Source organism: Curvibacter sp. T50 (assembly GCF_057219955.1).
Genome location: NZ_JBXVVU010000001.1, coordinates 1,382,182 through 1,405,240 on the forward strand (window position 1 = coordinate 1,382,182; position 23,059 = coordinate 1,405,240).

Annotated in this window: 23 protein-coding genes and 3 tRNA genes; 10 read left to right on the forward strand and 16 right to left on the reverse strand. The window is 64.6% G+C overall.

Annotation, left to right across the window (positions count from 1 at the left end; genetic code table 11):
- Positions 1–47: 47 nt before the first annotated feature.
- From AC2EBU_RS06565 to AC2EBU_RS06575, 3 genes are read left to right on the forward strand one after another with little or no spacing between them, the layout of a single operon-like run.
- Positions 48–1,601: an Ada metal-binding domain-containing protein gene (locus AC2EBU_RS06565; RefSeq protein ID WP_484609564.1), complete on the forward strand. Its 1,554-nt coding sequence runs from the start codon at positions 48–50 to the stop codon at positions 1,599–1,601.
- Positions 1,602–1,617: 16 nt separating this feature from the next.
- Entirely contained in the window at positions 1,618–2,121 is a 504-nt protein-coding gene (locus AC2EBU_RS06570) for a methylated-DNA--[protein]-cysteine S-methyltransferase (protein WP_484609565.1), read from the forward strand.
- On the forward strand, positions 2,118–3,053 hold the full coding sequence (locus AC2EBU_RS06575) for a DMT family transporter (protein ID WP_484609566.1): 936 nt from the start codon (positions 2,118–2,120) through the stop codon (positions 3,051–3,053). Before AC2EBU_RS06570 ends, AC2EBU_RS06575 begins: the two co-directional genes overlap by 4 nt.
- 120 nt (positions 3,054–3,173) lie before the next feature.
- Here the strand turns inward: AC2EBU_RS06575 and AC2EBU_RS06580 are convergent.
- The 9 genes from AC2EBU_RS06580 to folC form a co-directional block, all read right to left on the reverse strand.
- Positions 3,174–3,250, reverse strand: a tRNA-Asp gene (locus AC2EBU_RS06580).
- Positions 3,251–3,296: 46 nt separating this feature from the next.
- A tRNA-Glu gene (locus tag AC2EBU_RS06585) sits at positions 3,297–3,372 on the reverse strand.
- A 24-nt stretch (positions 3,373–3,396) separates the two neighbouring features.
- Positions 3,397–3,472: transfer RNA gene (locus tag AC2EBU_RS06590), tRNA-Ala, on the reverse strand.
- A gap of 69 nt (positions 3,473–3,541) precedes the next feature.
- Entirely contained in the window at positions 3,542–4,954 is a 1,413-nt protein-coding gene (gene gltX, locus AC2EBU_RS06595) for a glutamate--tRNA ligase (protein WP_484609567.1), read from the reverse strand.
- Positions 4,951–6,168 (reverse strand): O-succinylhomoserine sulfhydrylase, encoded by a 1,218-nt coding sequence (locus tag AC2EBU_RS06600; RefSeq protein WP_484609568.1) that lies wholly within the window; start codon positions 6,166–6,168, stop codon positions 4,951–4,953. Before AC2EBU_RS06600 ends, gltX begins: the two co-directional genes overlap by 4 nt.
- A gap of 16 nt (positions 6,169–6,184) precedes the next feature.
- Entirely contained in the window at positions 6,185–7,687 is a 1,503-nt protein-coding gene (gene purF, locus AC2EBU_RS06605; protein WP_484609569.1) for an amidophosphoribosyltransferase, read from the reverse strand.
- A 40-nt stretch (positions 7,688–7,727) separates the two neighbouring features.
- Positions 7,728–8,234 carry a CvpA family protein gene (locus AC2EBU_RS06610; RefSeq protein ID WP_484609570.1) on the reverse strand — a complete coding sequence of 169 codons (507 nt, stop codon included), beginning with the start codon at positions 8,232–8,234 and terminating at the stop codon, positions 7,728–7,730.
- 8 nt (positions 8,235–8,242) lie between these two features.
- On the reverse strand, positions 8,243–9,109 hold the full coding sequence (locus AC2EBU_RS06615) for an SPOR domain-containing protein (RefSeq protein WP_484609571.1): 867 nt from the start codon (positions 9,107–9,109) through the stop codon (positions 8,243–8,245).
- Positions 9,110–9,120: 11 nt separating this feature from the next.
- Positions 9,121–10,410 carry a bifunctional tetrahydrofolate synthase/dihydrofolate synthase gene (gene folC, locus AC2EBU_RS06620; RefSeq protein ID WP_484609572.1) on the reverse strand — a complete coding sequence of 430 codons (1,290 nt, stop codon included), beginning with the start codon at positions 10,408–10,410 and terminating at the stop codon, positions 9,121–9,123.
- 60 nt (positions 10,411–10,470) lie between these two features.
- On the opposite strand from folC, the gene AC2EBU_RS06625 reads away from it, so the two are divergent.
- The 3 genes from AC2EBU_RS06625 (at position 10,471) to argG (ending at position 12,676) form a co-directional block, all read left to right on the forward strand.
- Positions 10,471–10,860 (forward strand): arsenate reductase, encoded by a 390-nt coding sequence (locus AC2EBU_RS06625; protein ID WP_484609573.1) that lies wholly within the window; start codon positions 10,471–10,473, stop codon positions 10,858–10,860.
- Positions 10,861–11,007: 147 nt separating this feature from the next.
- Positions 11,008–11,325: a pyrimidine/purine nucleoside phosphorylase gene (gene ppnP, locus AC2EBU_RS06630; RefSeq protein ID WP_484609574.1), complete on the forward strand. Its 318-nt coding sequence runs from the start codon at positions 11,008–11,010 to the stop codon at positions 11,323–11,325.
- 16 nt (positions 11,326–11,341) lie between these two features.
- Positions 11,342–12,676 carry an argininosuccinate synthase gene (gene argG / locus AC2EBU_RS06635; RefSeq protein ID WP_484609575.1) on the forward strand — a complete coding sequence of 445 codons (1,335 nt, stop codon included), beginning with the start codon at positions 11,342–11,344 and terminating at the stop codon, positions 12,674–12,676.
- A gap of 48 nt (positions 12,677–12,724) precedes the next feature.
- On the opposite strand, the gene AC2EBU_RS06640 is transcribed toward argG, so the two are convergent.
- On the reverse strand, positions 12,725–13,987 hold the full coding sequence (locus tag AC2EBU_RS06640; RefSeq protein WP_484609576.1) for a hypothetical protein: 1,263 nt from the start codon (positions 13,985–13,987) through the stop codon (positions 12,725–12,727).
- Positions 13,988–14,056: 69 nt separating this feature from the next.
- Positions 14,057–15,109 carry a UDP-N-acetylmuramate dehydrogenase gene (gene murB, locus AC2EBU_RS06645; RefSeq protein WP_484609577.1) on the reverse strand — a complete coding sequence of 351 codons (1,053 nt, stop codon included), beginning with the start codon at positions 15,107–15,109 and terminating at the stop codon, positions 14,057–14,059.
- A gap of 42 nt (positions 15,110–15,151) precedes the next feature.
- Here murB and AC2EBU_RS06650 point away from each other — a divergent pair, with 42 nt between their 5' ends.
- Positions 15,152–15,637, forward strand: coding sequence for a YajQ family cyclic di-GMP-binding protein (locus AC2EBU_RS06650; protein ID WP_484609578.1), 486 nt, complete (start codon positions 15,152–15,154; stop codon positions 15,635–15,637).
- A gap of 6 nt (positions 15,638–15,643) precedes the next feature.
- Positions 15,644–16,306, forward strand: coding sequence for a retropepsin-like aspartic protease family protein (locus tag AC2EBU_RS06655; protein ID WP_484609579.1), 663 nt, complete (start codon positions 15,644–15,646; stop codon positions 16,304–16,306).
- A 72-nt stretch (positions 16,307–16,378) separates the two neighbouring features.
- On the opposite strand, the gene AC2EBU_RS06660 is transcribed toward AC2EBU_RS06655, so the two are convergent.
- The 5 genes from AC2EBU_RS06660 to AC2EBU_RS06680 form a co-directional block, all read right to left on the reverse strand.
- Positions 16,379–16,738: a RidA family protein gene (locus AC2EBU_RS06660; RefSeq protein ID WP_484609580.1), complete on the reverse strand. Its 360-nt coding sequence runs from the start codon at positions 16,736–16,738 to the stop codon at positions 16,379–16,381.
- Entirely contained in the window at positions 16,735–17,361 is a 627-nt protein-coding gene (gene plsY / locus AC2EBU_RS06665; protein WP_484609581.1) for a glycerol-3-phosphate 1-O-acyltransferase PlsY, read from the reverse strand. The genes AC2EBU_RS06660 and plsY overlap by 4 nt, the downstream gene beginning before the upstream one ends.
- Positions 17,362–17,427: 66 nt before the next feature.
- A complete protein-coding gene (locus AC2EBU_RS06670) occupies positions 17,428–17,922 on the reverse strand; it encodes an aminoacyl-tRNA deacylase (protein ID WP_484609582.1) in 495 nt (164 codons plus the stop codon).
- Positions 17,923–17,981: 59 nt separating this feature from the next.
- Positions 17,982–19,040, reverse strand: a complete 1,059-nt coding sequence (locus tag AC2EBU_RS06675; protein ID WP_484609583.1) for an aldo/keto reductase — start codon at positions 19,038–19,040, stop codon at positions 17,982–17,984.
- A 109-nt stretch (positions 19,041–19,149) separates the two neighbouring features.
- Complete coding sequence (locus AC2EBU_RS06680) at positions 19,150–20,928, reverse strand: acetate--CoA ligase (RefSeq protein ID WP_484609584.1); 1,779 nt, start codon at positions 20,926–20,928, stop codon at positions 19,150–19,152.
- Between the two features lie 25 nt (positions 20,929–20,953).
- Between AC2EBU_RS06680 and AC2EBU_RS06685 the strand changes: the two genes are divergently transcribed.
- Together AC2EBU_RS06685 and prfB are read left to right on the forward strand one after the other, a co-directional pair.
- A complete protein-coding gene (locus tag AC2EBU_RS06685; protein ID WP_484609585.1) occupies positions 20,954–21,871 on the forward strand; it encodes an alpha/beta fold hydrolase in 918 nt (305 codons plus the stop codon).
- Between the two features lie 79 nt (positions 21,872–21,950).
- Positions 21,951–23,055 (forward strand): peptide chain release factor 2 gene (gene prfB, locus AC2EBU_RS06690; RefSeq protein WP_484609586.1). Its coding sequence is split into 2 segments (ribosomal slippage): positions 21,951–22,031 and positions 22,033–23,055, totalling 1,104 coding nucleotides; the frame shifts between segments, so codons are not numbered across the junction.
- Positions 23,056–23,059 lie beyond the last annotated feature (4 nt).

Consider the following 23,059-nt stretch of genomic DNA (forward strand, 5'->3'; position numbering starts at 1 on the left):
TCCGGAAACGGCCAGTCGGCGCTTTGGGCGCGTGTAGGATGGCCGCCATGTCTGCCGCTGCCGAAAGTCCCGCTGAAATCCGCGACGAGGATGCGTGTTACCGGGCGCTGACGGCGCATGACGCCCGCTTCGACGGGCACTTTTTTACCGGCGTGATATCGACCGGGGTGTATTGCCGCCCGGTATGCCGGGTCAGGGTACCGCGGCGTGAGAACTGCCGCTTCTTCAACTTTGCCGCTCAGGCAGAACAGGCCGGGTTCCGCCCCTGCCTGCGCTGCCGCCCCGAACTCGCGCCCGGCCCGGGCACCTGGACCACCCAGGATGCCTCGGGAGTGCTGGCGCGGCAGGGAGCGCGCATGCTCGATGAACTGGCCGCCACCGCGAACGAAACCGGCACCTTGGTCCACGTGGCCCAGCGCCTCGGTGTCAGCGACCGCCACCTGCGGCGCATTTTCGAAGCGCATTTTGGTGTCGCACCCGTGCAATACCTGCAAACGCGGCGCCTGTTGAACGCCAAACAGTTGCTGACCGATACCGATTTGCCGGTGACCCGGGTCGCGTTGGCCAGCGGCTTCGGCTCGCTGCGCCGATTCAATGCTGCCTTTCTCAGCCGCTACGGGCTCAACCCCACGGCGCTGCGCCGCACCAGCGCTGCGCCGCACGCGCGAGGAAGCATCATTCGCCTCGGCTACCGTCCGCCCTACGCCATCACCGCCATGCGGGAGTTCCTTGCTCGGCGTTGCATCGGGGGATTGTCATTCGTCGAGAACCCATCCTGCGACACGGCTCTGGCGGGTGCCACCTTGCGGGTCACCGCCGGACACCAGACCCGGACCGGGTGGGTGACGATACGCTTCGACCCCGCCCGCACTGCCGTCGACCTGCAGGTCAGCGACACCTTGTGCGAAGTCTTGCCCAGCGTGATTGCCAAGGTCCGCGCCTGGCTGGACCTGGATGCCGACCCGGCCGTCATCGACGCCTGTCTGTCCGCCGATGCGAGCACGGCTGCGATGGCCCCACCATGGCCGGCCGGGCTGCGGGTACCCGGCTGTCTCGACGGCTTCGAACTGGCGGTGCGGGCCATTGTGGGCCAGCAGATCACCGTGGCGGCGGCCCGCACGCTGGGTGAACGGCTGGTACTGACATTCGGCGAGCCGCTGGTTACGCCCTGGCCTGACCTCTCGCGGCTGTTCCCGACACCTGTAGCGCTGGCTCAGGCCGATCCCGAACGTCTCGGGCAACTGGGCATCGTGCGCCAACGGCAGCGTGCCATTGTGGCGCTGGCGCAGGCGGTGGCCGGCGGTGGCTTGCAACTGGAGCCATCCACCGACCATCGCAGCACCATGGAGGCACTGACCGCACTGCCAGGCATTGGCGACTGGACAGCCCAGTACATCGCCATGCGTGCGCTGCGCTGGCCCGATGCTTTTCCGGCGGGTGATATCGCCATGCAAAAGGCGCTTGACCTGGGCAGCGCCCGCGAGGCCGAAGAGCGCTCGCAGAACTGGCGGCCGTGGCGCAGCTATGCCGTCGTGGGGGCCTGGCACCGCATCCACGCCGCGAACGCTCCGTTTTCTGTAGCGCAAAACAACCAAAATTAGCTGGGTACTGGCATAAATGTCTGAAAAAGCTTCCCCGGTAACCGTCTGTTGCCAGATCGACAGCCCGCTGGGCGCACTCCTGCTGGCGGCCAGTCCTGCCGGACTCTCCGGAGCCTGGTTCGTCGAAGGCCAGCGGGACACCCCCGATCCCGCGCCATGGGCGCACCAGCCCGAACACCCCATCCTCCTGCGCGCGGCGCAGCAGCTGAACGACTACTTTGCCGGTCAACGTCACGCGTTCGATCTCCCGCTGGACCTGCGCGCCGGTACGGCATTCCAGCAAGCAGTCTGGCAGGCGCTGCTGGCGATCCCGTTCGGCGAGCACACCAGTTACGGCGCCCTGGCGCAAGCAATCGGCCGGCCACGGGCAGTTCGTGCATTGGGCGCGGCGGTGGGACGCAACCCGGTGAGCATCATCGTGCCCTGCCACCGCGTGCTTGGTGCTGACGGATCACTCACCGGCTATGCCGGCGGTCTGACGCGCAAGACAGCGCTGCTGGATCTGGAGGGTTCGTGGTGAACGCTCCGGCGACCGCGCCGGTACGGACCTGGATTGTCGACTTCGTTTTGCTCGGCGCCATCTGGGGGGCTTCATTCCTGTTCACCCGACTGGCGGTGGTGGAATTCGGGGCGTTGCCCACAGCAGCCGGGCGGGTTGCCATCGCCAGTCTGTTTCTGGTTCCGCTGATGCTGATGCGCGGACTCGGGCCGCAACTGCGTTGCCACTGGAAACGGGTTTTGCTCATCGGCATGGTCAATTCCGGCCTGCCGTTTGCCTGTTTCGCGTTTGCGCTTTTGTACTTGTCCACGGGACTGTCGGCGATCCTGAATGCGACGGTGCCGCTGTTTGGCGCACTGGTGGCCTGGGCGTGGCTGCGCGACCGTCCGGACACCGGGCGCATGCTCGGGCTGGTGGTCGGGTTTGTCGGCGTGGCGCTGCTGGCGTCCGACAGGATCGGGTTTCGAGGTGCAAGCACCGGGACTGGCAGCGGCTGGCTGGGGACCTGGGGCCCTGCGCTGGCGGTCGGGGCCTGTCTGCTGGCGACCTTGTGCTACGGCATCGCCGCCAGCTACACCCGGCTGTACCTGCAAGGCGTGCCGCCGCTGGTCACCGCCACCGGAAGCCAACTGGGCGCCACCTTGGGGCTCGCCCTGCCCGCCTTGGCGTTTCTGCCACCGCAGATGCCCAGCCTGAACGCCTGGCTGTCCCTGCTCGTGGCCGGCGTTGTCTGCACCGGCGTGGCCTACGTGTTGTACTTCCGACTGATCGAACGCGCTGGCCCGGCGCGAACGTTGACGGTGACCTTCGTCATCCCGGTTTTCGCCGTGCTGTATGGCACGCTGTTGCTTGACGAGGTCATCACACCCTGGATGCTGGGCTGCGGCGCCGTCGTATTGCTCGGCACGGCGCTATCGAGTGGCATGCTGCGCCTGCGCAACCTGCCCGGCTGATCCGGCTGATCCGGCTGATTCGGCCGATTCGGCCGATTCGGCTGATTCGGCTGATTCGGCTGACGCCTGGTGTGAGAAAAGAAAAAGCCCCGAACAAACAATGTTGCTCGGGGCTTGATTTGGCGGAGTGGACGGGGCTCGAACCCGCGACCCCCGGCGTGACAGGCCGGTATTCTAACCAACTGAACTACCACTCCTGGTAGATAGCTTCGGCGCCTTTCAGCAACCCAAGTGCTACAAACTTGGCGACCCTACGGGGATTCGAACCCCGGTACTCACCGTGAAAGGGTGATGTCCTAGGCCTCTAGACGATAGGGTCAAAACCTTGGACGCTTCGATACAGTGGTGGAGGTAAGCGGGATCGAACCGCTGACCTCTTGCATGCCATGCAAGCGCTCTCCCAGCTGAGCTATACCCCCAAACACACGAAACTGCATCTTCAGCAGAACAATTTCGTTTGCATCGAGCCTTGAATTATAGACCGCTTTTCAAGCTTCGTGCAAACTAGCCAGAACTTTTTCGCGATCACACAGTTCCAGCACCGCATCCAGAGAAGGCGTCTGTGCGGTGCCCATCACCAACACCCGAACCGGCATCGCCAGTTGCGGCATCTTGAGGCCGGCTTCTTTCAGCACCTCCTTGATCGCTGCGGCAATGGCGGCCTTTTCCCACTCGACCGCCCCCAAGCGGCCGGCCAGCGCGCGCAAGGCCGGCCGAACCGCGTCGGTAACATGCAGCGCGTGCTCACTCGGGTCCGGCGTGACTGGGGCGTAAAACCGCGCGACCCAGTCGGCCAGAATCACCAAGGTGTCGCAGCGGTCCTTGAACAACCCGCAAATGCGGGGCAGCCGACCATCGGCGTCAATGGCGCGCGCCGCAAGAAACGGCGTCAGCAACCGCGCCAGTTGTTCGTCCGCCATGGCCTTGAGATGCTGCGCGTTGACCCAGCGCAGCTTGTTTTCATCAAACTGTGCGGCGCTCCGTCCAAGGTGGTCCAGATCGAACCACGCGACAAACTGGTCCCGGCTGAAAATTTCGTCGTCGCCATGGCTCCAGCCCAGCCGGGCAAGGTAATTGACCATGGCATCGGGCAGGAAACCATCGTCACGGTACTGCGTGACCGGTTTGGCGCCATGGCGTTTGCTCATTTTCTCGCCCTGCTCATTGAGCACGGTAGGCAGATGGGCGTACACCGGCGGTTCCTTGCCCAGAGCGCGAAAAATGTTGATCTGTCGGGGGGTGTTGTTGACATGGTCATCACCGCGGATGACATGGGTGATGGCCATGTCGATGTCATCCACGACGACGCAGAAGTTGTACGTCGGCGTGCCGTCCGGGCGGGCAATGACCAGATCATCGAGCTCGTCGTTGCGGATCTCGATTCGGCCCTTGACCTTGTCGTCCCAGGCGACCACACCTTCGCCCGGGTTGCGAAAGCGCAGCACCGGTCGAACGCCCTCGGGCACCGGCGGCAGGATTTTCCCTGGCGCCGGACGCCAGGTCCCGTCGTAACGCGGCTTGACCTTGGCCGCCATCTGCCGCTCGCGCAGCATGTCCAGTTCTTCCACGCTCATGTAGCAAGGATAGACATGCCCGGTGGCGCGCAATTCCTCGAGGACCGCCTTGTAGCGATCAACACGCTGCATCTGGTAGTACGGGCCCTCGTCCGGGTCGAGGCCCAGCCAGCGCATGCCTTCCAGGATGACGTCGACCGCCGCCTGGGTCGAACGCTCCTGGTCAGTATCTTCAATGCGCAAAATGAAGTCGCCTCCGGTGGCGCGGGCAAAAGCCCACGGATACAACGCGGAGCGGATGTTGCCGAGGTGAATGAAGCCGGTGGGCGACGGTGCAAAGCGGGTGCGAACGCGGCCAGCGGCGCGCGTGAAACTATCGGTGGTCACAAGGTCTCCAGGCCACGGCCGATATCGGCCGTGATGTCATCAAAATGTTCAAGTCCGACGGCAACACGGATCAGCCCCTGACCGATTCCCGCCGACTGTCGCTGGTCTTCGGAGAGCTTGCCGTGCGATGTACTGGCCGGATGGGTCAGCAAGGTCTTGGTGTCGCCCAGGTTGGTACAGAGGGACAGCACCTGCAGGGCATCGAGAACGCGGAAGGCCCGCTCACGAGCCATCTGCGGCGACGTGGCCTGGACCTCAAACGACAGCACGGCACCCCCGACTCCGCCCATCTGCGCCATGGCCAGCGCATGTTGCGGGTGGCTGGTCAGACCCGGATAGAAGACCCGGGCAACCACCGGATGGGACTCCAGCCATCGCGCCAGCGCCAAAGCGGCTTCGCTTTGAGCGCGCATGCGCAGGCTCAGGGTCTCCAGACCTTTGAGCACCACCCAGGCATTGAACGGCGACAGCACCATGCCTGCATTCTTCTGCACCGGCAGGAAACGCTCCTGCACCATGGCGCGGGACGCACACAGCGCGCCCGCCATGACCCGGCCCTGGCCATCGAGGAATTTGGTTCCCGAATGCATGATGATGTCTGCACCCAGTTCAATCGGTCGCTGCAGAGCGGGCGTGGCAAAACAGTTGTCCACCGCAAGCCAGGCACCTGCCCCATGGGCAATGTCGGCAAGCGCAGCGATGTCGCAGACTTCGGTCAGCGGGTTGGTTGGCGTTTCCGCAAACAACAACCGGGTATTGGGCCGCATCGCCTGGCGCCATGCCGTGATATCGGTTTGCGGCACGCAGGTGGTCTCAACACCGAAGCGTGCGAATTCGCTGCCAATCAGCTTCAGGGTCGACCCGAACATGGACTGGGAAATCACCACGTGGTCTCCGCTGCGCAGCAAGCTGAAACACATCAGCATGATCGCGGACATGCCCGATGCCGTCGCCATGGCCGCTTCGGCGCCTTCCATCGCCGCCAGGCGCTGTTCCAGGCTGTGGACGGTCGGGTTGCCAGTCCGGCCGTAGGTGTATCCGTCCTCATCACCGGCGAATCTGCGCGCCGACGATTGCGCGTCGGGCTGAACGTAACCGCTGGTCAGGTACAAGGCTTCGGAGTTCTCGCCATATTGACTGCGCGGGACGGCAGCCCGAACAGCCAAGGTGTCGCGATGCAAGGGGCGCAGATCGTTCGGGTCCGGAGTTTTCATGGTCAGATACCGAGTGTCAGTGCTGGGTATTGGGAAGCGCGAGGCGAGAGGTGTCCTCGCCCGCCTCGTCAGCCTGAACCCGCTTTTCGTTCAGCCGCGCAATGTCGCTGTCGGCAATGTCCCCGGTCACATAGACACCGTCGAAGCAGGAGGCATCGAAACCGGCGATCCGGGCGTTGAGCGAACCTACCGCGCGCTTCATGCCATCGACTTCCTGGTAGATCAGCGCATCGCAGCCGATGATCTGGCGGATTTCTTCATTGGTCCGACCGTGGGCGACCAGCTCGTCCTTGGTCGGCATGTCGATGCCGTAGACGTTCGGATACCGGACCGGCGGCGCCGCGCTGGCCATGTATACCCTGCGCGCGCCGGCATCACGTGCCATCTGGACGATCTCCCGCGACGTGGTGCCCCGCACGATGGAGTCGTCGACCAGCAGCACATTGCGACCGCGGAACTCGCTGGCGATGACGTTGAGTTTCTGGCGGACTGACTTCTTGCGCACTGCCTGGCCGGGCATGATGAAGGTGCGCCCGACATAACGGTTCTTGACGAAACCCTCCCGATAGGGCTTGCCAATCAGGTGCGCCAGCTCTGTGGCACTGGGTCGACTGGATTCCGGGATCGGGATGACCACGTCGATGTCGGACGGCGGCACGACCGAAACGACACGCTGCGCAAGGGTTTGCCCCAGATTCATTCGGGCCTGGTAAACCGAAATGCCGTCGAGTACCGAATCAGGCCTGGCGAGGTAGACAAACTCGAAGATGCACGGATTCAGGCGGGAGTGCTCGGCGCATTGCTGCCCATGGATCTGTCCGTCCAGAGTCACGACCACGGCCTCGCCGGGTGCGATGTCACGTTCGAAAACGTGCCCCGTCCCTTCCAGCGCAACCGACTCGCTGGCGGCCATGACGGTGCCATCACTTCCCCTCCCGAGACACAAGGGACGAATTCCATAGGGATCACGAAAGGCCAGAAGCCCGTATCCCGCGATTTGCGCAATTACCGCGTAAGAACCCCGCAGGCGCAGGTGAACCCGCCGCACGGCCGAAAACACCACTTCGGGGGTCAGCGGTTGTCCACGGGTGCACTGCTCCAGTTCGTGGGCAAGGATGTTGATCAGGACCTCGGAGTCACTGTCGGTATTGATGTGGCGGTGATCGGCCGCAGCCAGTTCCGCCCGGAGTGCATGGGCATTGGTCAGATTGCCGTTGTGAACCAGAACAATGCCAAAAGGCGCGTTGACATAAAACGGCTGGGCCTCTTCCTCACTGTACGCATTGCCGGCAGTGGGATAGCGCACCTGACCGAGGCCGCTGTTGCCCGGCAGGGAGCGCATGTTGCGGGTGCGGAAAACATCGCGCACCATGCCTTTGGCCTTGTGCATGAAAAACTTGCGATCCAGCTGGGTCACGATGCCGGCAGCATCCTGGCCGCGGTGCTGCAAGAGCAGCAGCGCGTCATAGATCAGCTGGTTGACGGGTGCGTTGCTGACAACGCCGACGATTCCACACATGCTTGTTACTTTCTGTACGGCCTGTGGTGCAACAGGCCTTTCATGCGTTCAGCGATTGCCGAACCACCGATGGCAACACCGGTTTGAGGCCTTCCAGCATTGTCGCCAAAAGCGCCGCACCCCTGGACTCTTTCCACCAGGTCTCCTGCCGCAGGGGCGTCATGCCAACAAACACCGCCAAGGCCAGCAAGATGATGAAGCCCCGAACGAGTCCGAATGCCAGACCCAGCGTCCTGTCGACCGGGCGCAGCCCGGCGGCGGTTACCAGCTTGCGTGCCAGCCATGCCAACAAACCACCAAGGAAGGCGCAAGCGACAAAAATCAACACGAAAGCCGCCGCGAACCGTACCGGCTCGGACGCATCGCCCAGCGGCAAACGCGGCGCCAGATCGGTCGCAAACCACTGCGCGGCGACAAACGCGGCCACCCAGCCCAGTACCGACACCATCTCGTACACCAGCCCGCGCCACAACCCCAGAACCGCCGAAACCAACAGGACACCCAGAAAAACCCAGTCTGCGACCGCCATCGCCTGCACAGCCTGCATGCCTGAACTCACAGGGTAAGAATGGCAGCCGGAAGATCCAGCGCGCGAATGCGCCCTGCCGCTTTGTCCGCCTCGGCACGGGTTGGGTAGGGGCCCACCCGCACACGAATGCGTTTGCCCTCACCGGTTTCGATGACGTGGGTGTAGGTTTTCAGGCCCGCGCGTTCGACTTTGAGCCGTACCTCACGGGCCTTGGTGGCGTCGGCAAAAGCGCCGATCTGAACGATGAAGCGACCGCCTCCTGACGCAGCCGGATCCTGGCCGTCCAGCAAGGCCCGTGCGCGGGCGCCGTCATCCGCTTTCGGCTGAGTCTTGTCCGAGGGCGCCTTTTCCGGTACTTTTTCGATAGCACCAGATGACGGTTTTACGCTGGGTATCGCCTGATTTCTCTCTGATATCGGAGCAACCGGCGTCTGGGCTGCCGCAGCGGGCTCCTTTTTCGTCGCTCCAGTGGCGACGGAAGCGGCCGGTTTCGCTGGTGGCGCCGCAACCGCTGGCGGAACCAGTTCTTCGCGCGCGGCCAGGCTCGCCGTCGCGCCGACCGGGCCCGTCCCCTGGACCGGGGCACTGGCCGCAACGGCCACTGGCGCGGAATTTGCCGGCACAGCCGGAACCGTCAGCGGTTTGACCTTGTCGCGGTCCGGAATCGTGATGGGCACATCGACCGATACGGGGCGCGGCTGGCTGTCGAACAGCAGGGGAAACCCGAAAACTGCCGCCAGCACCAGAACTGACGCGCCCAGCAGGCGGTGCCGCGCGCGCCGCCGCAGTGCTTCGACCGTCTCTGCCTGCACCGCTGCCGAGCCGGCGTCCGGCCCACGGGGAGTGCGGGACAGGGATGGGGCGTCGGACTTGCGAAACGAAAACAAGGGCATGACGCTGGGGGTCAGGCACCGAGGTGGCGGGCACTCCGACGAGGCAAGCCGTCCTGAAGGACACCACCGACGGTGAAGAAGGAACCAAAGACGATGATTCTATCAGCCGGGTCTGCCGCCGCCAGAGCGGCCTGCAAGGCTTCGGACGGTTTGCCGGCCACGCTGCCATGCGCCCCGGCGTGCCGGCTGACGCCCCGCCATGCCGACATCAGATCCGTAGCCGACGCCGCACGCGGCGTCGGGAGGTCACAGAAATACCACCGATCGACCAGCGGATCGACCCGCGCCAACATTCCGGCCACATCCTTGTCGGCCATCGCGCCGAACACGGCGTGTGTCGCCGGGTAAAAGCCCATCGCATCAAGGTTCTCGGCAAGTGTTGCCACCGCATGCGGGTTGTGGGCCACATCCAGCACCAGTGCCGGCTCGCCCGGAATGATCTGAAAACGCCCCGGCCACTCGACCAGCACCAGGCCATTGCGCAGCGCCTGCGCATTGACCGGCAGGCGGTCACGCAAAGCCTGCAATGCGGCGATCACGCCGGCCGCGTTGACCAGTTGGTTGGCGCCCCGCAAGGCCGGAAACGCAAGCCCGCTGTAGCGGCGCCCCCGCCCTTGCCAGGACCATTGCTGACGATCGCCGCTGACATGAAAATCCCGCCCCGCACACCACAGTTCGGCGCCGATCTCGCGTGCTCGGTCCATCACACTGCGGGGCGGCGCGGGATCGCTGACCACCACAGGCCGGCCGGTCCGCATGATGCCCGCCTTCTCGTAACCGATCGCCTCGCGATCAGGCCCCAGGAACTCCATGTGGTCCAGATCGATACTCGTAATGACGGCGCAGTCGGGATCGACAACATTGACGGCATCCAGCCGGCCCCCGAGTCCGACCTCCAGAATCACCACATCCAGGGCCGCTGCGGCCAGTCGGGCCAGAATCGCCAAAGTGGTGAATTCGAAATAGGTCAACGAGACGTCACCGCGCGCCGCTTCGACCCGTTCGAAAAACGGCACCAGATCTTCGTCGTCGACGACCTGACCCTGGATCCGGCAGCGTTCGGCAAACCGCACGAGGTGCGGCGACGTGTACAGCCCGGTGCGGTAGCCTGCGTGCGTCAGGACGCTGTCGAGCATGGCACAGGTCGATCCCTTGCCATTGGTGCCCGCGACCGTGATGACAGGACAGGCAAAAGCCAGTTCCATGCGCTGCGCTACGGCACGTACCCGTTCCAGACCGAGTTCAATCGTGGCGGGATGCAGGCGCTCGCAGTGTGCAAGCCAGTCGGACAAGTTTTTCATGGCAGGGGGAATAATCGGCCCGAATTGTCGCGCACCGCGCTTTCCCGCATGATCTGTCCGATGAGCAAACCCGTTATTCGCCTGTATGGCATTCCCCATTGCGACACTGTCAAAAAAGCCCGCGCGTGGCTTGACGCGCGCGGTGTCGATCATGTTTTTCATGATTTCAAGAAGGCTGGCGTTCCCGATGGGCCGCTGGATGAGTGGCTTGGGGTGGTCGGTTGGGAACGATTGCTGAACCGAAAAGGCACGAGCTGGCGCGCATTGGACGAGCCGATTCGCGCTGGCGTCACGGACAACGCCAGCGCGCGCGCCGTGATGCGGGCGCAAGCCAGCACCATCAAGCGGCCCGTCGTGGACTGGGGCCCCGGGGTCGAACCGCGGGTGAGCGTCGGATTTGCCGAGCCGGACTTCGCCCGAGCCGTTGAGCAGGCGCGCCAGCGCCAGTAACTTAAAATTGGCGGCTACCGGGAGCACGCCATCGCTCCTGCGAGCGGGTACACACCGTGTCGTTGGCCGGACCACCCGGGCATTCGCCCCCACCGCGCGACGCGAAGTCACCCATTACCGTTTCAACGACAACCAAGCACCCCAGCCATGACCACCCAGACCTTTGACGGCGTGTCCGTCAACACCCAGGCCAGCGTCTACTTCGACGGCAAATGCGTCAGCCACGGCATCACCCTGCCGGACGGCACCAAAAAATCCGTCGGTGTGGTGTTGCCCGCCACGCTCACCTTCAACACCGGTGCGCCCGAGGTCATGGAATGTGTGGCCGGCCGCTGCGAGTACCGGCTGGCCGGCAGCGACACCTGGATGACATCGGGCCCGGGGGACAAGTTCAGCATTCCGGGCAACTCGTCGTTCGACATCCGCGTCACCGAGGCCTACCACTACATCTGCCACTTCGGCTGATCACCAAGGACACCGCATGGCCACCATCCTGCAGAACCTTCCCACCCAGCAGAAAGTCGGCATCGCCTTTTCCGGCGGCCTGGACACCAGCGCCGCGCTGCTGTGGATGAAGAAAAAAGGCGCGATTCCGTACGCCTACACCGCCAACCTGGGCCAGCCCGACGAGTCCGACTACGACGAAATCCCGCGCAAGGCGCTGGCCTACGGCGCGGAAAAGGCCCGCCTGATCGACTGCCGGGTGCAGCTCGCCCACGAGGGCATCGCCGCCATCCAGTGCGGCGCGTTCCACATCAGCACCGGCGGCATCACCTACTTCAACACCACACCGCTCGGCCGCGCCGTGACCGGCACCATGCTGGTGGCGGCCATGAAGGAAGACGACGTCCACATCTGGGGCGACGGCTCCACCTTCAAGGGCAACGACATCGAGCGCTTCTACCGCTACGGCCTGCTGACCAACCCCAGCCTGAAGATCTACAAGCCCTGGCTGGACCAGACCTTCATCGACGAGCTCGGTGGCCGCAAGGAGATGAGCGAATTCCTCATCGCCAACGGCTTCGACTACAAGATGAGTGTGGAAAAAGCCTACAGCACCGACTCCAACATGCTGGGCGCCACCCACGAGGCCAAGGACCTGGAACACCTGAACAGCGGCATCCGCATCGTCAACCCGATCATGGGCGTGGCGTTCTGGAAGCCCGAGGTGGAGGTCAAGGCCGAGGAAGTGACCATCCGCTTCGAGGAAGGCCAGCCGGTGGCACTGAACGGCCAGACCTTCGACTCGCCGGTGGACCTGTTCCTCAAGGCCAACGAAATCGGCGGCCGCCACGGCCTGGGCATGAGCGACCAGATCGAAAACCGCATCATCGAAGCCAAGAGCCGCGGCATCTACGAAGCCCCCGGCATGGCGCTGCTGCACATCGCCTACGAGCGCCTGGTCACCGGCATCCACAACGAGGACACCATCGAGCAGTACCGCATCAACGGCCTCAAGCTCGGCCGCCTGCTCTACCAGGGCCGCTGGTTCGACCCGCAGTCCATCATGCTGCGCGAAACCGCCCAGCGCTGGGTGGCGCGCGCCGTGACCGGCGAAGTGACACTGGAGCTGCGCCGCGGCAACGACTACTCGATCCTGAACACCGACAGCCCCAACCTGACCTACGCGCCCGAGCGCCTGTCGATGGAAAAGGTGGAAGACGCACCGTTCAGCCCGCTCGACCGCATCGGCCAGCTGACCATGCGCAACCTGGACATCACCGACACCCGCAGCAAGCTGGGCATCTACACCAAGACCGGGCTGCTCTCGCTGGGTGACGGCGCCAGCATGCTGCGCCTTGAAGGCGGCAAATAAGGCGGCGTGACAGGCCGGCCGGGCACACCACCGGCCGGCGCGTCAGCGTCAGCGGATATTGGCCGCAATGCCCTGGTTGACGGTGGCGATGCCCTGCGCGGCCAGTCGGACCATGGCCGCCGTGTCCACGTCAATCGCCATCTCCACGCGTTTGTTCTGGTTGCCGGCCTGCCCCATCAGCCGGCCCAGCGCCTGGATTCCCTGCACGGCCGCGTCCTGGCGGCTGTCATAGCCACCGGTTTCGCGGAAGGTCGCAAACTGACCCGGCACGGGCAACGGTTTGTCCATTCGCATGCCGTGGGTGTGCGCATGGCTCTGGAACAGGTTGGCGCGTGTGCCCACCATCTCCATCGCGGCCGAGGCATTGGCGCTGCTGCCGCTGCGAAACAGCGATGAGCCGCTGCCGGACGACTCCTGCGCCGCCAGGTTCACCGCAATCGAGACCGAAATCGCCTCGACGTTGCCCTTGATGAACGCCATGCGGTTGCCCAGGTTGCCGGCGCCCAGCCCGGCCATGCCGCGCGGATTGAGCTTCATGCCGCTCGGCGCGAACACCATGTAGCGGCGGTGGCCGAAACCGAGGTCCTGGTCTTCGATCACCGGCGCGCCGGGCCGGGTGGGCTCCAGCGACGCGTCGTACACGGTGCCGAATTCGCGGATGAACGGCTCGGCCGGCTCCGGCTTCGCCCCTGCGGCTTCCAGGCGCGCCAGAAAATCGGCATACGAGCGGTCGACGAGCGCCTGCAGCGCCGCGATGTCCATGTTGGCCACCTGGTAGTTGACCGTCACCCGGGTGCCGCCGTAGTTGGTGCCCCCGAAATACGCCGCGCGGGAACTGGCCGTCACCGTGCCGTTGACTTCAAACAGCACGCGGTACTCGCTGACGTAAAAGCGCTTGCCTTTGAGATCGGCACTGCCCTTGACCACCTGGGCGCCGCCATCGATGACCGGCAACGGGCCCTGCAGCAGCGCCCGCCAGTCCGGCGCAGACGGCGGTGCGGCAGCCGGCGCCACCGGCGCGGCGGCGAGCGCCGGGCTTGCCGGCTTGGCCTGCGCCGGGGCCGCACCCAGATCGCTGGTGCGGCAGCCGCGCTGGACAAAAAAGCCGGTCAGGAATTCCTTGCGCGCGCGGGCCTGCTGCCCCATGGGCGAGGCGGCATTGAGCGCCAGAACATCGTCCATCTGCCCGATTTCGGCGTGGATCTGCGCGCAACTGAGCTCACCGTCGGTCAGTTTCATGCGCGGAATGGTCTGCGCGTTCAACCCTGCCACCAGCGCAAGGAGTCCGGTGGCCGCAACGCATTTTTTCATGGGAAACCTCCTGTTGGAGCTGCCCGGCCGACAAACCGGGCGCCTGCCGGCATTCTCCGACAAACGCTGTCAGACCACCACCGGCTCGGGCTCCAGCCGGATGCCGAAACGCTCGTAGACACTGGTCTGGATGGCGCGGGCCAGCGTCATCACCTCGCCACCGGTGCACGGGTGCTCCGCGTCGCCCCGGTTGACCAGCACGAGGGCCTGCCGGTCATACACACCGGCATGCCCCACCGTCTTGCCTTTCCAGCCACAGGCATCGATCAGCCAGCCGGCAGCCAGCTTCACACTGCCGTCGGGCATCGGGTAATGCACCAACTTGGGGTCACGGGCAATGATGTCGGCGCACTGCTCGGGTGTCACGCTGGGGTTCTTGAAAAAGCTGCCCGCGTTGCCGATCACGGCCGGATCGGGCAGCTTGGCGCGGCGAATGGCGCAGACCCAGTCGAAAATCTGCCGGGCGTCCGGCGCGGCGATGCCGGTCTCCTGCATGCGGCGCTCCAGATCCAGATAACCCAGCACGGGTTTCCAGGGCCGCGGCAACGCGAACCGCACCCGCAGGATCAGCGCGCGGCCGGCCAGACCGAAGTCACCCGGCTTCGACGCGTGGTGTTTGAAGACCGAATCCCGGTACCCGAAGGCACACTGGGCGGCGTTCAGCGTGAAAACGTCACCGCTGTGCAGATCCATGGCATCGAGTGATTCGAAACGGTCCTGCAGTTCCACGCCATAGGCGCCGATGTTCTGGACCGGCGCGGCGCCGACGGTGCCGGGAATCAGCGCCATGTTCTCCAGCCCGGGCAGACCCTGCTCCAGCGTCCATGCCACCAGATCGTGCCAGCGCTCGCCCGCCCCCGCTTCCACGATCCAGGCCCGCGACGTCTCGCCCACCACGCGCCGGCCGGCCAGTTCCACCTTGAGCACCAGCGGCCGGACGTCGCCGGTGAGCACGATGTTGCTGCCGCCCCCGAGCACGAATTTGGGCGCCGGGCCGAGCACCGGATCGGCCAGAACCGCGCGAAGATCGTCTTCGGACCGCACCCGCACCAGTGTCTGTGCGCGGGCGGCGATGCCGAAGGTGTTGAGGGCCTGCAGCGGCACGTTGGTCTCGGGGAACATGGGAGAATTGTCGCATTCCGAACTCTGCCGACCGAGACTGACATGCCCTCTTTCGATACCGTCTGCGACCCCAATCTGGTTGAAGTGAAGAACGCGGTGGAAAACACCGCGAAGGAAATCGCCACCCGTTTCGATTTCAAGGGAACGTCGGCGGCCGTGGAGTTCAAGGACAAGGAAATCACTTTGTTCGGCGATGCGGATTTCCAGCTGGTGCAGGTCGAAGACATCCTGCGCAACAAAATGACCAAACGCAACGTCGATGTGCGGTTCCTCGACAAGGGTGCCGTGCAGAAGATCGGTGGTGACAAGGTCAAACAGGTCGTCAAGGTACGCAGCGGCATTGGCAGCGAAGACGGCAAAAAAATCCAGAAACTGGTCAAGGAAAGCAAACTGAAGGTCCAGGCGGCCATTCAGGATGAGAAGGTACGCGTGACCGGCGCCAAACGTGATGACCTGCAGGCCGTGATGGCCATGCTGCGCAAGGACATGGCTGATCTGCCGCTGAGTTTCGACAACTTCCGGGACTGACGCGCCATGCCGCAGCCTTGGCTGCAAGTACTGACCCTGGTCATGGCCTTGACGGCCGGAGGCACCGTTGCGGCCCAGTCGGTCAGCCTGAGCGGCATCATGGGGCAGCGGGCCTTGCTGGTGGTGGATGGCGCACCGCCACGGACGGTCGCCCCGGGCGAAAGTCATCTGGGGGTACGACTGATCTCCGTGTCCGGGGCCCAGGCAAGCGCCGTGGTCGAAATGGCGGGCCGCCGCCACACCGTCGGCTTGGGCGAAGCGCCCGTCAGTGTCGGCAGCACGGCGCCCGCGCCTGGGCGGGGCAACCGCGTGGTGCTGACCTCCGACGGCGGCGGCCATTTCATGGGCGGCGGCCAGATCAACGGGCAGACCGTGCAGTTCATGGTGGATACCGGCGCCTCTGTCGTCGCCCTCGGTTCGAGCGATGCCGACCGCATGGGACTGAATTACCGCACCAGCCCCCCGGTACGTGTCGGCACCGCCAACGGCATGGCGCAGGGATGGCGGGTCAAATTCGCCAGCGTGCGCCTCGGCGACGTGGAGCTGTTTGATGTCGATGGCATCGTCACCGCGCAGCCCATGCCATTCGTTTTGTTGGGCAACAGCTTTCTCAACCGCTTCCAGATGCGTCGCGAAGCCGATCTCATGGTGCTGGAACGCCTCTACTGAGGTGTTTTCAGGTATTTCTGGCCAATACCCAGCAGAAAAAGGTCGTTTTCAGCTATATTTTCAGGAGCAAAATCAACGATCCTGAACGGCGGCGGTAACGACGATTTCGATCCGGTAGTCCGGGTTGGCCAGCGCCGCCTGCACCGTCGCACGGGGTGGCGCCGTGCCAGGGACCACCCAGGCGTCCCACACCTCGTTCATGGCGGCAATGTCGGCGATGTCGGCCAGAAAAATCTGCACCCGCAACATCCGCGACCGGTCGCTGCCACACTCCGCCAGCCGCCGGTCGACCTGGGCCAGCACATCGGCCGTCTGTGACCGGATGTCAAGCTCCAGACATTCGGGGACCATGCCGGCGAGGTACACCACGCCATTGAAAACCGCCGCCTCGCTGTACCGGGCGGCCACGTGCAGGCGCTGCAGCGCGCTCACGATTTGGTTCCCAGCTTGGCTTCTTTGCCTTCCAGCAGGCGGTTGATGTTCTCGCGATGGCGCCAGAACAGCGCCATGCCCATGACAAAGATGCACAGCAGCACCGGCCGGGCCATGTACCACTGCACCCGGTCACCAAAAATGTAAAAGAAAGGCGCAAATGCCGTCGCCACCAGCGAGGCCAGGGAGGAATACCGGAACGCATAGGCGACGATGCCCCAGGTGGCGACCGTTGCCAGCCCCAGCCAGGGATCAATGCCAAACAGCACTCCCGCTGCGGTGGCGACACCTTTGCCTCCCTGGAAGCGGAAAAACACCGGGTACAGATGGCCAAGAAACGCCGCCAGCCCCACCAGACCGACCGTGGCGTCGCCCAGGCCAAAGGGTTTGCCGTAAAGCTGAACCAGAAAAACCGGCAGCCAGCCCTTGACCGCATCCAGCAGCAGCGTCACCACCGCCGCAACTTTGCTGCCCGAGCGCAGCACATTGGTGGCGCCCGGGTTCTTGCTGCCGTAGGTCCGCGGGTCATTGAGGCCCATAAGCCGGCTGACAATCACCGCAAAGCTGAGCGAACCGATCAGGTAAGCCACCACCGTGGCCACAAAGGAATACAGGAAGTCCAAGGCACTTTCTCCGCAGAAAACTGCGCGGATTGTGCCAGCGCGGACGGCGATGGTCGCGCCGCCGCCTCAGTCACCGGGCAGGGCGCACTGCACCGGTCGCGCGCCGAGCAGTTCCACGCACACCTGCGGGTCGATCCCGACCAGATAGCCGCGGCGGCCGCCGTTGATGAGAATTCGGGGCAGCGCCAGGATGCTCTCCTCGATGAAGACCGGCATCTGCCGCCGGGTGCCGAACGGCGACGTGCCCCCCACGAGGTAGCCGCTGTGGCGGTTGGCGGTTTCCGGCTTGCACGGTGCGACCGACTTGACCCCGATCTGGCGCGCCAGGTTCTTGGTCGACACCTTGCGGTTGCCGTGCATCAGCACCAGCAGCGGCCTGGCGTCCTGATCCTCCATCACCAGGGTCTTGACCACGGCAAACGGATCCCATCCCAGCACCTCGGCACTGTGCGTGGCGCCGCCATGCTCCAGCCATTCATAGGGATGCTCGGTGAAGGCCACCCGGTTGGCCCTCAGCAACGCAGTGGCGGGGGTTTCGGATACGTGGTCTTTTCGGGCCATGGTGCGACATGGAGTGGCGTTGGAGTCGGAGCGGGCATTCCGGCCAAGGGCTGCACCACTCAGATGGCAGGGTCGAAGTGCTCCTGGCGGATGCGGTCGATCGCAGCAAGCAGTTCGGCGCTCAGGCGGGTGCCCCAGGCGTCGAGGTCCTCATCCAGCTGCTCCATGGAGGTCACACCGATGATCGTGCTGGCCACGCGCCACTGGGTGTAGCAGAACGCCAGCGCCATCCGGGTGGGGGAGAGTCCATGGTCGCGGGCCAGCGCGTTGTAGCGGCGCGCGGTGGCCAGGGCTTCGGGGCGACCCCAGCGCTGCTTTTTCATGCTGTCGAAACGGGCCATGCGACCCTGGGGCGCCTCGGGCTGGTCAATGCCGGTCTGATCGTACTTGCCGCTCAGCAGCCCGAAGCCCAGGGGCGAATAGGCCAGCAGCGACACGCCCAGACGATGGCAAGTTTCATCAAGCGCGTTTTCGTAGCTGCGGTTGATCAGGCAATACGGGTTTTGCACGCTGACAACCCGTGGCAGGCCCATTTGCTCGGCCAGACGCACAAACTCGTGCACGCCATAGGGTGTTTCGTTGGACAGACCGATGTAGCGGACCTTGCCGGCTTGCACCAGTTCGCCCAGGGTCTGCAGCTGCTCCAGAATCGGCGTCGCGGATTTCTCCTTGGCCGGATCGTAGGAACGGATACCGAAGGCAGGCACATGGCGCTCGGGCCAGTGGATCTGGTAGAGGTCGATGACGTCGGTGCGCAGGCGGCGCAGGCTGGCATCACACGAGGCGCGGATATCGGCGGCCGTCATTCCGCCGCCCTCGCGAATCCAGGGCATCCCCCGTGACGGGCCGGCGACCTTGGTGGCCAGCACCATGTGCTGACGGACCCCCGGATGTTTGGCAAACCAGTTGCCCAGGATGGTCTCGGTCGCGCCGCAGGTTTCGGGTCGGGCCGGCACGGCATACATCTCGGCCGTGTCGAGAAAATTCACGCCCCGGGCCCGCGCCCGATCGAGAATGGCGTGGGCATCATCCTCACCCACTTGTTCGCCGAAGGTCATGGTGCCCAGGCAGACGGGCGAAACGCGCAGATCACTGGCGCCGAGGGCAATCAGATTCATGGTCGATACGGACGATGGCTCGTCAAAGGTCACACACAGCGGCCAAGTGTACGCAAGGGTTGCCGCCTGTGCAGGCGCCGGGGCGGGGAAATGGCGCAGTACCGCGGCACTACAACCGACCGTCGGCGCGGGCGCGCTCCTCCTCCTGCAGGCGCAAAACACGCCGCTGGACTTTGCCGGTGGTTGTCATGGGCAACTGGTCGATGAACTCGATCTCTTTGGGGTATTCGTAGGGCGCAAGCAAGCCGCGCACATGGGTTTGCAATGCGGCCGTGATTTCCGCCTCGAAAGCTACCTTGCCCATCGCAAATTGGTCTCTTTGTGCTATGAAATCCGGTGCAAGAACCACATAGGCCTTGACCACGGCCCCGCGCTCGCGGTCGGGCTTGGGGACCACGGCGGCATTGGCCACCGCCGGATGTTTGACCAGGCAGTTTTCGATCTCGCCGGGGCCGATGCGGTAGCCGGCGGCCTTGAACACGTCATCGGCGCGGCCCTGGTACCAGAGGTAACCGTCGGCGTCGCGCACCGCCACATCGCCGGTGCGGCACCAGTCGCCGGTGTATTTGGCGCGGGTGGCGGCCTCGTTCTTCCAGTAACCGAGGAAAAAGATCGGATCGGGCTGGCCGTGCACGTCCAGCCGGTGCAGCGCCACATCGCCGGGAACACCGACCGGGCATTCCACCCCGGCGTCGTCGATGACCGCCACCCGGTGTCCCGGATAGCCCTTGCCCATGCTGCCGGGGCGCGCCGGCCAGTAACGCGCGCAATTGCCGACGATGTAGTTGATCTCGGTCTGGCCGAACATTTCATTGACCGTCACCCCCAGTTCGTCACGGCAGTACGCAAACACCGCATCGCCAACAGCCTCTCCGGCACTCATGATGGCCTGCAAACCCAGACGGAACTGCTCGCGCGGTCGGGGATAGGCCTTCATCATGGCCTTGAGCGCGGTCGGAAACAGGAAGGTGTGGGTCACATCGTGCTGCTGCATCAGCGAAAACGCCAGTTCGGGGCTGAAACGCCCGTTCCAGGCGACGATCGGCCGACCGAAGTACAGCGTCGGCAGCAGCGCATCCATCAGGCCGCCGGTCCATGCCCAGTCGGCGGGCGACCAGAAAACGGCCTGCGTGTCCTGATTGGTCACGCCATCGAAGCCGAACCAGTTCTGGCTCGCGACAAAGCCGCTCAGGTTGCCGATCAGCGCCCGGTGGGGAATCAGCGCGCCCTTGGGGTTGCCGGTCGTGCCGCTGGTGTAGATCAGGACCGCGGGATCGTCGGCCGCTGTGTCGACGATCCGGAACTGCGGCGGCTGCGCCGCCAACGCATCGGCCAGCGCCAGATCGGCACGCCCTCCCGCCGCGCCCGCACCGATCACGCAGCGCAGTTGGGGGCAGCGCCCGCGAACCGCGCTCAGCGCGTCGATGGATGCCTCGTCGCAGATCGCCAGAATCGCTTCACTGTCGCGCAGGCGAAACTCCAGGGCCTCCGGCCCGAACAACATGGACAGCGGCATGGCCACTGCCCCCATCTGGAGAACGGCCATGTAAGCCACCGCGGTCTCGAACCGCTGCGGCATCACGATCGCGACGCGGTCCCCCTGCTGGACGCCCCGCGCCTGCAATGCCCGTGACAGGCGGCAGGCGGCCTCAAACAGGCTGCGATAGGAATGACTGGTGCCGATACCCGACGTGGAATGGTCGATGATTGCTATTCTTTTTTCACCATCGACCGCGCCGGACGACGCTTCTGCCCAGCGCGAACAGCACACCCGGGCCATGTTGAAGCGCTCGGGAACCTCCCAGCGAAAAGCCGCATGAAGCGCCCGATACTGATCCACCGCGCCGGCGCTGCGCGCGGCCCTGTTGCCTGCTTGACTGCGTGGCATGCCTGTCTCCTGAATAATCGGCCGAATGTACCAAGTCCGATACGACGCACACACCCGGTCAATCCCGATTCGCGGTCTGAACTACCACTTGCGCCAATGGGGCGAACCGCGCAACAACAAACCGCCGCTGGTGCTGCTGCATGGCTGGATGGACGTGGGCGCCTCGTGGCAGTTCATGGTCGACGCGTTTTCCGGCTCGTTCCTGGATGGCCGCATGGTGCTGGCACCGGACTGGCGCGGCTTCGGCGACACGGCGCACCACCCGGGGGTGGACCACTATGGCTTTGCCGACTACCTGGCCGACCTGGAATTCCTGCTGGACGCGCTGGCGCCCGACCGGAGCGTTGACCTGGTGGGCCACAGCATGGGCGGCAATGTCGCCATGCTGTACGCCGGCATCCGCCCGACCCGCATCCGGCGCCTGATCAACCTCGAAGGATTCGGCATGCCGGCGACCCGACCCGCACAGGCCGCGGGCCGTTATGGCCAGTGGATCGACGAGCTCAAGGCATTGCACCGTGGCGAGCTGGGCCTGAAGACCTACCCCAGTCGCCAGGCCGTGGCCGACCGCCTGGTGCGCACCAACCCCCGGCTCGATGCCGACCGGGCCCTGTGGCTGGCGGGCCACTGGGCCCGGCCGTCAGCAGACGGCTCCTGGGCCATTCTGGGTGACGCCGCGCACAAGATTGTCAACCCCCACCTGTACCGGGTGGACGAAGCCCAGGCCGTTTTCCAGGCCATCCAGGCCCCCACGCTGGCGGTGGAGGCCGAAGGCGACTCGCTGCAGCAGTGGTGGCAGGGTCGCTACAGCCTGGCCGATTACCATGATCGACTCAAGGCGGTGCCCGATTGCCGCGTTGCGGTGGTAGCGGACGCCGGTCACATGCTGCACCACGACCAGCCAGCCATTCTGGCGGGTCTGATCGAAAATTTCCTCGCGTGAGAAAATACGCGGTTGCCGTCCCGCCAGAGCCCCCAGGCCCTCGGCCGGACCCCTTTTCTCCACGCAGGACATCACATTCATGGACGCAGAACACATCAACCAGATCGGCGCGCAACTGGCAGACCTGAGCGCGCGGACTGAAGACCTTCGGAGGTATCTTTGACTACGATGCCAAAGCGGAACGACTGAGAACCGTCAACGCATCGCTCGAAGACCCGGCAGTCTGGAACGACCCCAAAAAAGCCCAGGAACTGGGTAAGGAAAAGAAGGCGCTCGATTCGGTGGTGGTCACCATCACCGAACTCACGCGTGAGCTGGCCGACAACAGCGAGCTGTACGAGATGAGCAAGGAAGACGGCGACGACGCCGGCCTGCTCACCATAGAGGCCGAGGGAGCCAGGCTGGCTGCCCTGGTCGAACAGCTGGAATTCCGCCGCATGTTCAGCAACCCGGCCGACCCGCTGAACTGCTTCGTCGACATCCAGGCCGGCGCCGGGGGCACCGAAGCCTGCGACTGGGCCAGCATGCTGCTGCGCCAGTACCTGAAATACGCCGAGCGCAAGGGTTTCAAGGCCACCGTGGAAGACGAAACGCCGGGGGACACCGCCGGCATCAAGAGTGCCACCATCAAGATCGAAGGGGACTATGCCTATGGCCTGTTGCGCACCGAGACCGGCGTGCACCGGCTCGTGCGCAAGAGCCCGTTCGACAGTTCGGGCGGGCGACACACGTCATTCGCTTCGCTGTTCGTCTATCCGGAAATCGACGACTCGATCGAAATCAACATCAACCCCGCCGACGTGCGCACCGACACCTTTCGGGCCAGCGGTGCCGGTGGCCAGCACATCAACAAGACCGATTCGGCCGTGCGCCTGACACACATCCCCACCGGTATCGTGGTGCAGTGCCAGGACGGCCGCAGCCAGCACAGCAACCGGGATGTCGCCTGGCAGCGCCTGCGTTCGCGCCTGTACGACCATGAGATGCGCAAGCGCATGGAAGAGCAGCAAAAGCTGGAAGACACCAAGACCGACGTCGGCTGGGGTCACCAGATCCGCAGCTACGTGCTGGACAACAGCCGCATCAAGGACTTGCGCACCAACGTCGAAATCTCGGCCACACAGAAAGTGCTGGACGGCGATCTCGACGCCTTCATCGAAGCCTCGCTCAAGCAAGGCATCTGACCCC